We start from the raw sequence: 11,854 nt of genomic DNA on the forward strand, positions 1-11,854 counted from the left end.
TTAAAAATGATACTTTAAAAAATAATAAGATTTCAGTACTAATTTTGATGCGTTAAAAGGTGCCACTATAAATCAGGTTATGTGATCGCTGTTAGTGAATCAGCATAGTTGCATTTTATAAAATAGCCAAACAAACACAGCGTTTTTATTACCTGAATCAGAGTCAAATTAATTTGACCCTACTCTATATTACTGAGGCCATATTATGGAAACCGTTCAAAATACCCTCGTTGCTCGCGAGAGCAGCGGCTGGAGAAAAAGTGATACCGTGTGGATGCTGGGCCTGTACGGTACCGCAATTGGTGCAGGGGTGCTTTTCCTGCCAATTAACGCCGGGGTCGGCGGTTTAATTCCGTTAATCATCATGGCCATTCTTGCCTTCCCGATGACCTTTTTTGCCCACCGCGGTTTAACCCGTTTTGTCCTGTCGGGCAAAAATCCGGGAGAAGATATTACCGAAGTGGTGGAAGAACATTTCGGCACCGGTGCAGGTAAGCTTATCACGCTGCTTTATTTCTTCGCTATTTATCCGATTCTGCTGGTTTATAGCGTTGCTATTACCAACACCGTCGATAGCTTTATTACTCACCAGCTTGGTCTGGTGTCTCCGCCGCGCGCTATTTTGTCGCTGATTTTAATTGTCGGCATGATGGGGATTGTCCGTTTTGGCGAAAAAATGATTGTTAAGGCCATGAGCGTGCTGGTGTTTCCGTTCGTGTTCGCGTTGATGATATTGGCGCTGTATTTGATCCCGCAATGGAACGGCGCGGTACTGGATACGCTGTCGCTGAGCAGCGCTTCGGCAACGGGAAATGGTCTGTGGATGACCCTGTGGCTGGCTATCCCGGTCATGGTTTTCTCCTTCAACCATTCGCCGATTATCTCCTCTTTTGCGGTGGCTAAACGTGAAGAATATGGCCAGGACGCCGAGCGCAAATGCTCCCGTATTCTGGGCTTCGCCCACATCATGATGGTGCTGACGGTGATGTTCTTTGTGTTCAGCTGCGTACTGAGCCTCTCCCCGGAAAACCTGGCGGAAGCGAAAGCGCAGAACATCTCCATCCTCTCATATCTGGCGAACCACTTTAACGCGCCGGTGATTGCCTGGATGGCGCCGATCATCGCGATGATTGCGATTACTAAATCCTTCCTCGGCCACTACCTCGGCGCGCGTGAAGGCTTCAACGGCATGGTGATTAAGTCACTGCGCGGAAAAGGGAAATCGATCGAAATCAACAAACTGAACAAGATCACCGCGCTGTTCATGCTGGTGACCACCTGGATTGTTGCCACCCTGAACCCCAGCATCCTGGGGATGATTGAAACGCTGGGCGGCCCGGTCATCGCGATGATCCTGTTCCTGATGCCAATGTATGCCATCAACAAAGTACCGGCCATGCGCAAGTACAGCGGCCACATCAGCAACGCGTTTGTGGTGGTGATGGGACTGATTGCCATCTCCGCTATTTTCTTCTCTCTGTTCAGCTAAGTTTTCAGCGCCGCCTGTCACCGGTGGCGCATCCGTTTTGCTATGTAACCGCGTGGGTGCCATATGATTAGCGTTTTCGATATTTTCAAAATCAGCATCGGGCCGTCCAGCTCACATACCGTTGGGCCGATGAAAGCGGGAAAACAGTTTGTTGATACCCTGCAGGAAAAAGGCCTGCTGCATAAAGTGACTCGGCTGGTGGTGGATGTGTATGGTTCCCTCTCATTGACGGGTAAAGGTCACCATACCGATATCGCCATTATTCTTGGTCTGTCAGGGTATCTACCGGATACCGTTGATATCGACGCCATTCCGGGCATTATTCGCGATGTCAACACCATGCATCGTCTGTTTATTGAAGAAGGCCAGCGCGAGATACAGTTCCCGGTGGCGGAATGCATGCGCTTTCACAATGAGTTTCTGCCGCTGCACGAAAACGGGATGAGCATTACGGCGTTTTGCGATGGCAAAATCGTCCACTTCCAGACTTACTATTCCATCGGCGGCGGTTTTATCGTCACGGAGGAAAACTTTGGTAAGAACCTGGAGGCGGAGGTTGATATTCCGTTCCCGTTCTATTCTGCCCGCAACCTGCTGGCGCACTGCCAGAACAACTGCCTGTCGATTTCCGCCGTGATGATGAAAAACGAGATCGCCCGCCACGGCCGGGAGAACGTTGAGCAAAATATGGCGAAAATCTGGGAGACCATGAGAAACGCCATTAACCGGGGGATGAATACGGAAGGTATTTTACCGGGGCCGCTGAAAGTGCCGCGCCGGGCTTCTGCGCTGCACCGCGTGCTGGCGCCGCAGAGCCAGTCGATTACGCCACTGAGCGCGATGGATTGGGTCAATATGTTCGCCATGGCGGTGGGGGAAGAGAACGCGTCGGGCGGGCGAGTGGTAACCGCGCCGACCAACGGCGCCTGCGGCATTGTTCCTGCGGTACTGGCCTATTACGATCGTTTTATCAAAGAGGTGACGCCGGAAATCTATATGCGCTATTTCCTGACGGCGGGCGCAATAGGCATTCTGTACAAGATGAATGCCTCCATTTCCGGGGCAGAGGTCGGTTGCCAGGGCGAAGTGGGCGTGGCCTGCTCGATGGCGTCTGCCGGACTGGCCGAGCTGCTGGGTGGCAGTCCGGAGAAGGTGTGCATCGCCGCGGAGATCGGCATGGAGCATAACCTCGGCCTGACCTGCGATCCGGTGGCCGGCCAGGTGCAGGTGCCGTGCATCGAGCGTAACGCGATTGCGGCAGTGAAGGCGATAAACTCGGCCAGTATGGCGATGTACCGTACCAGCGATCCGAAAGTCTCCCTGGATAAAGTTATCGAAACGATGTTTGAGACGGGCAAAGATATGAACGCCAAGTACCGTGAAACCGCCCGGGGCGGTCTGGCGATTAAAGTCGCGGTGTGTGAATCCTGAGTCCCCTAAAAACCGCCTGCCTGAGCCGCAGGCGGTTTTCTCTTCCCTGATCTTTAAAATCATCTGAAGCCTGTTAGCTTTTTTTCTCTCCGTCGGACGGCGTAAAAGACCACACCACGCTGTTAGAAGCCGATGAGGTGTACCATTCGTTAATCGTGGCATCAGCCTCGTTGGTCTGGGCAGCGGCGGGCAATTTCTCTTTTGGCTGATGCGTTTTTTTCCGAATACGGATACGGGAAGGGGTTCCGGCATTGAGCTGTGCCTTAAATGTACGCATGTGCGAGTCAAATAAAATCGACTCCAGCTGATGCAGCCGATCGAGACCGCGCAAAATACCAATCAGCGTACTGAGGGTAACGGATTCGCCTAATTCAACGCGTTTAATGGTTGCCGCGCCGACCTGAGCGCGTTCGGCCAGCTCAATCTGTGACAGGCCCAGCTGTATACGCGTTTCTTTAATTCTTCGGCACAGTTCAGAAATAATTTCACTGTCGGGCATGGTACTGAAACGCATCTTAATTCCTCTACTGCGTAATAAAACCTGACTAATTATTTAGCAAGCCAATTTATAAATAAAGCGAATAATTTCTCTTTTGCGATAGCGGCGACAATGTTTTTTGCCAATGCCATCAAAGAGTTGGGTATAGGGTCGTTCCTGCGAATCCCGCGGTTTCAGGCGCCGAATAAAGAGGCTTCGGATCATTCGCCTGGGGCGATACTCCGTGGCGCAGAGATGAGCCTCCGTCTCTGCCATAATGCAATTACGGCGAATTATGGTTATATATATCCCTTTCTGCGGCCCGGTTTCGCCGCAGCCACTCTTACGGATGATAACGATACGCCATGAATCTTCGTGAAAATATTGTGAGCCAATTCAGCCTGCTGTCGCCAGAACTCCAGCGAGCGGCGGAATTTTCCCTGCAAAATGCCAACCAACTGGTGGTGCAATCAATGCGCGCCTTCGCCGCGGAAGCCGGCGTTAAGCCTGCCACGCTGCTACGCCTGGCGCAGCGTCTGGGCTATAACGGTTGGCGGGAGCTGAAAAGCGCATTTATCGACGATCTCGGCTTAGGAAATGATACATATGTATCTAAGGCTGAAAAATTGATCGCCAAAGGGACGCAGCCCGCGCTGTACGAAGAGGTGTTCCTCGCGCATCAGGCCAATCTGGCATTCACTCAGGCAGAGAATCAACACGCTATGCAGCAAGCGGTTACGTTGCTGGATGAAGCGAAGCAGGTCTATATTTGCGGCTTCCGCGCCAGCTTTCCTATCGCCTGGTCGTTGTTTTATGTCTATCGATTGTTCAATCGCCAGGTGTCGCTGATTGACGGGCTGGCCAGTAATATCGAAGTCTTCACCCGTGAGATCAACGCGGAAGACTGCCTGCTATTGACCAGCTTTTCTCCCTATTCCCGCGAATCTCTCGACGTTCTCAATGCTGCCAGGCAGGCCAGGGCACGGATTATCGCCATCACCGACTCTCCGGTTTCGCCGCTGGCGCAAGCGGCGGACTGCACGTTGCTTTTCTCCCTCAGCAGCCCCTCTTTTTTCCCTTCGATAGTGTCCGGTATGGGCGTCGCCGAGTGTTTGCTGGCGATGCTGGTTGCCCGCCACGGTAGGGAGGCGGTGAATAAAATTGAGAGCGCAGAACGTTATCTGCAACGCTCCGGGGCGTATGTGATGCCCGATAAATCCTGATAAATGATTCATTTGCTTTTATCATAAGAAAATTAAATACATTTGAATCATTATTGAATTGACGAGATTCAAATGGATCCTGCAAGATGCTTTCAACTTACGCGAAAGCGATTTCTTAAGCAGGATAAAAGCATGAGTCAAATCATTCACCGCAGCCTCCGTACCACCCCGGCAGTGGCAGTCAGTGCCCAGGGCGCTTACATCACCGATGCCAGTGGTCAACGCTATCTGGACGCCTGCGGCGGGGCGGCGGTTTCTTGTCTGGGTCACGCCCATCCGGATGTGCTGGCGGCGATGCACCGGCAGATCGATCGGTTGGCCTACGCCCACACCAGTTTTTTCACCAGCGATACGGTGGAACAACTGGCAGAGCAGCTTGTCCGCACCGCGCCCGGTTCTCTGAACTATGCCTATTTCGTCTCCGGTGGATCGGAAGCGGTTGAAACGGCGCTGAAGCTGGCGCGCCAGTATTTTGTGGAGATCGGGCAGCCGGATCGCACGCTGTTTATTGCCCGTAAACAAAGCTACCACGGCAATACGCTGGGTGCCCTGGCCGTTGGCGGTAACGAGTGGCGCCGCCGCCAGTTCGCGCCGCTGCTGATGGATGTGGTGCGCGTGTCGGCCTGTAATGAGTACCGTGACCGTGAGGCGGGTGAAAGCCAGCAGCAATATACCGAGCGCTTACTTGGCGAACTCGAAGCGGCAATTCTGGACGCCGGGCCGGAAAAAATTATCGGTTTTATCGCCGAAACGGTGGTTGGCGCAACCACCGGCGCAATGCCGCCTACGCCGGGTTATCTGCAAGGCGTTCGTCGGCTGTGTGATAAATACGGCATTCTGTATATCGCCGATGAGGTGATGTGCGGCATGGGCCGTACCGGCACGTTGCACGCCTTTGAACAGGATGGCGTTGTCCCTGACATCGTGACCATCGCAAAAGGTTTAGGCGGGGGTTATCAGCCCATTGGCGCAGTGCTGGCCAGTGAGCAAATCGTCGCCGCGCTGCAAGCCGGTAGCGGAATGTTCCAGCATGGTCACACCTACATCTGCCACCCGACAGCCGCAGCGGCTGCGCTGGCCGTGCAGCAGGTTATCGAGCGAGATCGTTTGCTCGAGCAGGTGCAGCAGCAGGGCGCGTATTTGCAGCAGGCGCTGCATGATGTGCTCGGCGGATAACCGTATGTCGGTGATACGCGCGGTCGCGGTTTGTTCGCCGGCGTGGAGCTGGTATGCGATAAAGAGCGCAAAACGGCATTCGATCCGCTGCTGAAGCTGCATGCGGCTATCAAAGCGCAGTGCATGGCGCACGGGCTGCTGGTCTATCCGATGGGCGGAACCATTGATGGCCAGCGGGGCGATCATATTCTGATTGCGCCGCCGTTTATTGTCAGCCGGTCAGAACTCGATTTCGTGGTGGATACCCTGCACAAGGTCATCAGCGAAGAGACGCATAAACTGATGAGACGTCAGCCATGAACCGTTTACCTGCGCTGTCAGAACAGCAGTGGAGCGATGAACAACGCCAGCTTGCGGAGGAGATTATCAACGGGCCGCGCGGCGCGCTGCTGCCGCCGTTTGAACCGTTGTTGCGCAGCCCGGAACTGATGGCCCATGCGCAGCGAATGGGGGAGTATCTGCGCTACCGTAGCGCGCTGGGGCAGCGGTTGTCGGAACTGGCCATCCTGCTGACCGCGCGTCACTGGTCGCAGCCGGTTGAATGGGCCATTCATGCGCCAATAGCCAGGGAAAAAGGGATCCCGGCGCAGGCGGTGCAGGCAATCAATGAACGGCGTCAACCAGAGACGCTGGCGGCTGATGAATGGGTGGTTTACCATTTTTGCCAGCAGCTGCATCAGCATAAAAAAGTCAGCGATGATATCTGGCAACAGGCAATCGATCTCTGGGGGGAAAAGGGCGTTGTCGATCTGATTGGCATCAACGGTTATTACAGCTTTCTTTCAATGATCATGAACGGCGCGCAGACGCCAGTACCCGACACCAGGGATTTTATTCTTCCCGCATAAATAATTCGCACGCCTTCATTTTTATATCGCGTGCGAATGTAGGGATACTGTTTTTATTCTCAACGCCAATATCAGTTTTAGGGTATTGCGCGAAAACTCCTGTCTGCTGTCTTAATTACGCTGAGGATTATTATGTCTGCATTATTGAAAAAATTAAAGATTACCCTGGCACTGGTTGCCTGTTCGGCGAGTTTTACCGTCATGGCACAAGATAAATTATTAGTCGGTGTGGATACCGCCTTCGTTCCCTTTGAATTTAAGCAAGGCAATAAATATGTTGGTTTTGATATCGATTTATGGGAAGCCATTGCGAAGAAAATGAATGTCAGCTACGAATTACGCCCTATGGATTTCGGCGGTTTAATTCCTGGGCTGCAATCGCGTAATTTAGATGTGGCAATGGCCGGGATCACCATTACCGATGCCCGCAAACAGGTCGTTGATTTCAGCGACGGTTACTACGATGCGGATCTCTTAATGGCGGTGAAAAGTGGTGATGATTCCATCACCAAATTCAGCGAGCTGGCCGGTAAAAAAGTGGGGCTGAAGCAGGGCACCGCCGCGGCCAGTTTTATGAAATCCAAATATAAAGCCAACTATGTCGAATTCCCCAATATTGATAACGCCTATCTCGACCTGCAGGCAGGCAATCTGGACGCGGTCGTTCACGACTCCCCGAACGTGCTCTACTACGTGAAAACCGCAGGTGGCGGTAAGGTAAAATCGACCGGGGAAACGGACAGCATTCTGCCGCAGAAATACGGTTTTGCCCTGCAGAAAAACAGCAGCCTGACGCCGAAGGTCGATGCCGCGTTAAAGGCATTACGCGCGGATGGCACCTACGACAAAATTTATTTCAAATGGTTTAACAAGCAACCTAAATAATCCCCGCCGGGCCGGGTAACCCCGGCCAGAACCGAGAGTAATAGACCGCATTATGAATTTCGAAACGAAATATATATGGGAATCGCTGCCGCTATTATTACAGGGGCTGCAGCTGACAATATTGATCTCTATGGTCGGTTTGACGGGCGGCTTTATCATCGGTCTGCTGGCAGGAATCTGTCGTGCACTGGGAGGCGGTATCGCGAAAACATTATCATTAATTTTTGTCGAGCTGATTCGCGGTACGCCAATTATGGTACAGGTGATGTTTATCTATTTTGCCTTACCAATGATTCTGCCTGTTCGTATTGACCCCATCACGGCCGCGATGGTCACCATTATTATTAACTCCGGCGCGTATATTGCGGAAATTACGCGCGGCGCAATTTTGTCCATCAATAGAGGATTTAAAGAAGCCAGTCTGGCGATGGGATTATCGCAGCGCGCAACGCTATGGCACGTGATTATGCCGCTGGCCCTGCGCCGCATGATCCCGGCGTTGGGCAACCAGTGGATTATCAGCATTAAAGACACCTCGCTGTTCATTGTTATCGGCGTCGCGGAATTAACGCGGCAGGGGCAGGAGATCATCGCCGGGAACTTCCGTGCCCTTGAGGTCTGGACAGCGGTAGCCCTGATTTATCTTGCCGTCACCCTGTGCCTGAGCTTCCTGCTGAAGCAACTGGAGAAAAGGATCCATATTTTATGAGCATGGTTGAATTTAGCGCGGTCGCTAAACATTTCGGCACCACCCAGGTGCTGCACGATATCAATCTGAAAATTGATGCCGGTGAAGTGGTCGTGATTATCGGTCCTTCAGGTTCAGGTAAATCGACGCTGCTGCGTTGTATCAACAAGCTGGAAGAGATCTCCTCCGGCACCTTGCTGGTTGCCGGGATGCACCTGACCGATCCCCACGTCAACGAGTGCGAAATCCGCCGCGAAGCGGGGATGGTATTCCAGCAGTTTCATCTGTTTCCGCATCTGACGGCGCTGGAAAATGTGATGTTTGGGCCTATCCGCGTACGCAAAATGAGTCAAGCGGCAGCCCGCGAACAGGCGCTGGCGCTGCTGGAACGTGTCGGCCTGGGCGAACGGGCCGAGCACTATCCGTCGGAGCTTTCAGGCGGCCAGCAGCAGCGCGTGGCTATCGCCCGCGCGCTGGCGGTGAAACCGAAAATGATGCTGTTTGATGAGCCAACCTCTGCGCTCGATCCGGAGTTGCGCCATGAAGTATTAAAAGTGATGCGTTCACTGGCGGATGAAGGGATGACGATGGTTATAGTGACGCACGAGATTGGCTTTGCACGCGATGTGGCCTCTCGATTAATTTTTATCGATGGTGGAACCATTGCTGAAGATGGCCCACCTGATATCCTGCTGAATGCCAGTAGCAATCCGCGCCTGAAAGAATTTTTACAGCACGTTTCATGAACATAAGTGAATCCATCACATGAAGAAAATCGACATCAGTGGTTCCCCGTTTGAGATTGGCCTTCGTCTTGGCGAGCTTGGCCGTGAAGCATGGCATCAGAAACTGATGCTCACGTCATTGTGGCAAACGGTGATGACTCTGCAGGCATCCCCTGAGACCCGGTTAATGCGCGCCGAGGCGCAGAGGCATTATCCGCACATCTGGCAGGAGCTGGAGGGGCTGGCGCAGGGACTGGAGGCCACTGTTGATCAGGTCTTTGCCTGGAACTGCCGTGGCGATCTGGTGCGCTCAACGTCGGATGGCTGTACGACGGTGGCCGGGGTAAACGCCGCAGGCGAGCGGATTATCGCGCATAATGAAGACGGTTTTCCTCAGTTACGGGATGAATGCTTGCTGGCTACCATTACTCCGAGTCGCGGTCTGAGCTTTACGAGTTTTGCCTATCCGGGATCGATTTGCGGCCACACCTTTGCGGTGAATGAAAAAGGTATCGTTAACACGGTGAATAACATCCGTGCAGTGCATCGTCCGCAGGGATTACCGCGTCAGATCCTGGCTCGCGCCTCGCTGAATGCGAACACCCTCGACGAGACCATCACTATACTTACCGGCCAGCCGCGATCCGGGGCGTTTCACCATACGCTCGGGCAACTGGGCGATGCGCGGCTTTTCAGCGTTGAGGCCACCGGGCAAGGCTGCTCCGTTCTACCCCTGACGACGGTAGCCGGGCATGCCAACCATCTGGTGCATGCGGCACTGGCTGGCGTTGAGCAGATCGTTACCGACAGTTCAGCGTCGCGGCAGTTACGCCTCGTGCAGTGGCGGGAAACGCAACCTCCGTTTGACGCCGCGGCGGCAAAAAACATTCTCTCAGATACCCATGACGCCGAACTGCCAATTTACCGGCTGGCTGCCGACGATCCGGATGAGGAGAACACCCTCGCCACGGCAGTTTTCACCCTCGATGCCAACCACGTCAGGTGGCAAATTTTCGACATTAACCGCGACGATGCTAAATTTCATGGAGAAGTGCGTGGGTGAGATAGCCGGTCGTCAGTCATAAAGGGCAGGGGAGTACCGTTGGCCCGGCGTTCGATAGTACCGTCCGGATACTGCCAGATATCGGCGTCCAGGGAGATGTCCTGAAGCGCGGTGTCCGGAATTTCAGGTTTGTGTCTCTATAAAGACTAACTATCAGAAAAACTCATCGAGCATCAAATGAAACTGCAATTTATTCATATCAGGATTATCAATACCATATTTTTGAAAAAGCCGTTTCTGTAATGAAGGAGAAAATTCACCGAGGCAGTTCCATAGAATGGCAAGATCCTGGTATCGGTCTGCGATTCCGACTCGTCCAACATCAATACAACCTATTAATTTCCCCTCGTCAAAAATAAGATTATCAAGTGAGAAATCACCATGAGTGACGACTGAATCCGGTGAGAATGGCAAAAGCTTATGCATTTCTTTCCAGACTTGTTCAACAGGCCAGCCATTACGCTCATCATCAAAATCACTCGCATCAACCAAACCGTTATTCATTCGTGATTGCGCCTGAGCGAGACGAAATACGCGATCGCTGTTAAAAGGACAATTACAAACAGGAATCGAATGCAACCGGCGCAGGAACGCTGCCAGCGCATCAACAATATTTTCACCTGAATCAGGATATTCTTCTAATACCTGGAATGCTGTTTTCCCGGGGATCGCAGTGGTGAGTAACCATGCATCATCAGGAGTACGGATAAAATGCTTGATGGTCGGAAGAGGCATAAATTCCGTCAGCCAGTTTAGTCTGACCATCTCATCTGTAACATCATTGGCAACGCTACCTTTGCCATGTTTCAGAAACAACTCTGGCGCATCGGGCTTCCCATACAATCGATAGATTGTCGCACCTGATTGCCCGACATTATCGCGAGCCCATTTATACCCATATAAATCAGCATCCAGGTTGGAATTTAATCGCTGCCTCGAGCAAGACGTTTCCCGTTGAATATGGCTCATAACACCCCTTGTATTACTGTTTATGTAAGCAGACAGTTTTATTGTTCATGATGATATATTTTTATCTTGTGCAATGTAACATCAGAGATTTTGAGACACAACGTGGTTCCCGCCATATGAAAATCCGGCCAGACCAACATCATTCTGGCGCTCCGAAAGAAGGGATATTCGCCGCCGTGACCAGCCTGGAGCGGGTCGCATAATCTTTGGCCGCTTCGTAGTCGAGGAACATGGCATCGAGCGTGCCAATAAATTTTGAGCTTGATAGGATTTTGATGTTATGCTATGGAAAAGGATTATTTACAGGTCTGGAGGTAATTTATATGACGCCAAAAGAAATACTTTGCCAATGGGTTGACGCATTTAATAATGCAGATGTAGAAACTATTTCAGAATTATATGATGATAATGCAATAAATCATCAGGTAGCCAATGAGCCAGTTATTGGGAAAGAGGCTATAAAGAAAATGTTTGAACAAGACTTTTCTTTTCCAGAAATGGTTTGTATCGTTGAAAACATTTTCGAAGATGGACAATGGGCAATTTTAGAGTGGCGTGCCCCATTAGGTTTGAGGGGTTGCGGTTTTTTTCAAATAGTAAATAATAAAATTATATTTCAAAGAGGCTATTGGGATAAGCTATCTTTCTTAAAACAGCACAATTTACCTATTGAATAAAATTCATATATACCTTATATGAATAGCTTGCAACTTTCTTAAAGTGTGCATTAAGGGAAGCATAATAACTTCCCTTAACCAATCTGTGGATTCTTTACACCATCGTATAATGTGATCCTGCTTTTCCAGGTAGCCCCGGGTGGCCTCAAAATAGGTGAATGTCGATTCCGGTTTTACAAATCGAAGCTGCATCAGGTGGCTC

11 protein-coding genes and 1 pseudogene are annotated in these 11,854 nt (G+C 51.6%); 10 read left to right on the forward strand and 2 right to left on the reverse strand.

The genetic code is table 11. The annotated features are described in order from the left end of the window. The first annotated feature begins 205 nt into the window (after window positions 1–205). Both FQK12_RS23905 and FQK12_RS23910 read left to right on the forward strand, forming a co-directional pair. Window positions 206–1,489: an HAAAP family serine/threonine permease gene (locus FQK12_RS23905; RefSeq protein WP_014229376.1), complete on the forward strand. Its 1,284-nt coding sequence runs from the start codon at window positions 206–208 to the stop codon at window positions 1,487–1,489. Between the two features lie 63 nt (window positions 1,490–1,552). Beyond that, complete coding sequence (locus FQK12_RS23910) at window positions 1,553–2,920, forward strand: L-serine ammonia-lyase (protein ID WP_014229375.1); 1,368 nt, start codon at window positions 1,553–1,555, stop codon at window positions 2,918–2,920. 73 nt (window positions 2,921–2,993) lie between these two features. Here FQK12_RS23910 and FQK12_RS23915 read toward each other — a convergent pair whose 3' ends face one another. Further along, complete coding sequence (locus tag FQK12_RS23915; protein WP_014229374.1) at window positions 2,994–3,434, reverse strand: helix-turn-helix domain-containing protein; 441 nt, start codon at window positions 3,432–3,434, stop codon at window positions 2,994–2,996. 329 nt (window positions 3,435–3,763) lie between these two features. On the opposite strand from FQK12_RS23915, the gene FQK12_RS23920 reads away from it, so the two are divergent. From FQK12_RS23920 to FQK12_RS23950, 7 genes and pseudogenes are all read left to right on the forward strand, one after another. Continuing rightward, on the forward strand, window positions 3,764–4,621 hold the full coding sequence (locus FQK12_RS23920) for a MurR/RpiR family transcriptional regulator (RefSeq protein ID WP_014229372.1): 858 nt from the start codon (window positions 3,764–3,766) through the stop codon (window positions 4,619–4,621). A gap of 132 nt (window positions 4,622–4,753) precedes the next feature. After that, a pseudogene (locus FQK12_RS23925) lies at window positions 4,754–6,097 on the forward strand (aspartate aminotransferase family protein). After that, window positions 6,094–6,645: a carboxymuconolactone decarboxylase family protein gene (locus tag FQK12_RS23930; protein WP_014229370.1), complete on the forward strand. Its 552-nt coding sequence runs from the start codon at window positions 6,094–6,096 to the stop codon at window positions 6,643–6,645. The pseudogene FQK12_RS23925 and the gene FQK12_RS23930 overlap by 4 nt, the downstream one beginning before the upstream one ends. Before the next feature lie 132 nt (window positions 6,646–6,777). After that, entirely contained in the window at window positions 6,778–7,530 is a 753-nt protein-coding gene (gene glnH, locus FQK12_RS23935; RefSeq protein WP_014229369.1) for a glutamine ABC transporter substrate-binding protein GlnH, read from the forward strand. 52 nt (window positions 7,531–7,582) lie between these two features. Further along, window positions 7,583–8,239, forward strand: a complete 657-nt coding sequence (gene glnP / locus FQK12_RS23940) for a glutamine ABC transporter permease GlnP (protein ID WP_014229368.1) — start codon at window positions 7,583–7,585, stop codon at window positions 8,237–8,239. A gap of 2 nt (window positions 8,240–8,241) precedes the next feature. After that, window positions 8,242–8,964 (forward strand): glutamine ABC transporter ATP-binding protein GlnQ, encoded by a 723-nt coding sequence (glnQ, locus tag FQK12_RS23945; RefSeq protein WP_014229367.1) that lies wholly within the window; start codon window positions 8,242–8,244, stop codon window positions 8,962–8,964. Window positions 8,965–8,983: 19 nt separating this feature from the next. Then, window positions 8,984–10,006, forward strand: a complete 1,023-nt coding sequence (locus FQK12_RS23950; RefSeq protein ID WP_014229366.1) for an acyl-CoA--6-aminopenicillanic acid acyl-transferase — start codon at window positions 8,984–8,986, stop codon at window positions 10,004–10,006. A 153-nt stretch (window positions 10,007–10,159) separates the two neighbouring features. Here the strand turns inward: FQK12_RS23950 and FQK12_RS23955 are convergent, their stop codons facing one another. Continuing rightward, window positions 10,160–10,975, reverse strand: coding sequence for an aminoglycoside O-phosphotransferase APH(3')-Ia (locus FQK12_RS23955; protein WP_000018330.1), 816 nt, complete (start codon window positions 10,973–10,975; stop codon window positions 10,160–10,162). 323 nt (window positions 10,976–11,298) lie between these two features. Between FQK12_RS23955 and FQK12_RS23965 the strand changes: the two genes are divergently transcribed. Beyond that, the gene (locus FQK12_RS23965; RefSeq protein ID WP_038423437.1) at window positions 11,299–11,652 is read left to right on the forward strand and encodes a nuclear transport factor 2 family protein; all 354 of its coding nucleotides are present in this window, start codon (window positions 11,299–11,301) and stop codon (window positions 11,650–11,652) included. Window positions 11,653–11,854 lie beyond the last annotated feature (202 nt).

The organism is Klebsiella sp. ME-303, assembly GCF_007910085.1.
Classification (GTDB): domain Bacteria; phylum Pseudomonadota; class Gammaproteobacteria; order Enterobacterales; family Enterobacteriaceae; genus Klebsiella; species Klebsiella michiganensis.

Excerpts from the sequence above, each read along its gene's own strand:
- FQK12_RS23965 (WP_038423437.1), top strand. The coding sequence starts at position 11,299 with ATGACGCCAAAAGAAATACTTTGCCAATGGGTTGACGCATTTAATAAT.
- FQK12_RS23955 (WP_000018330.1), bottom strand. The coding sequence starts at position 10,975 with ATGAGCCATATTCAACGGGAAACGTCTTGCTCGAGGCAGCGATTAAAT.
- glnP (WP_014229368.1), top strand. The coding sequence starts at position 7,583 with ATGAATTTCGAAACGAAATATATATGGGAATCGCTGCCGCTATTATTA.
- glnH (WP_014229369.1), top strand. The coding sequence starts at position 6,778 with ATGTCTGCATTATTGAAAAAATTAAAGATTACCCTGGCACTGGTTGCC.
- FQK12_RS23930 (WP_014229370.1), top strand. The coding sequence starts at position 6,094 with ATGAACCGTTTACCTGCGCTGTCAGAACAGCAGTGGAGCGATGAACAA.
- glnQ (WP_014229367.1), top strand. The coding sequence starts at position 8,242 with ATGGTTGAATTTAGCGCGGTCGCTAAACATTTCGGCACCACCCAGGTG.
- FQK12_RS23905 (WP_014229376.1), top strand. The coding sequence starts at position 206 with ATGGAAACCGTTCAAAATACCCTCGTTGCTCGCGAGAGCAGCGGCTGG.
- FQK12_RS23915 (WP_014229374.1), bottom strand. The coding sequence starts at position 3,434 with ATGCGTTTCAGTACCATGCCCGACAGTGAAATTATTTCTGAACTGTGC.
- FQK12_RS23950 (WP_014229366.1), top strand. The coding sequence starts at position 8,984 with ATGAAGAAAATCGACATCAGTGGTTCCCCGTTTGAGATTGGCCTTCGT.
- FQK12_RS23920 (WP_014229372.1), top strand. The coding sequence starts at position 3,764 with ATGAATCTTCGTGAAAATATTGTGAGCCAATTCAGCCTGCTGTCGCCA.
- FQK12_RS23910 (WP_014229375.1), top strand. The coding sequence starts at position 1,553 with ATGATTAGCGTTTTCGATATTTTCAAAATCAGCATCGGGCCGTCCAGC.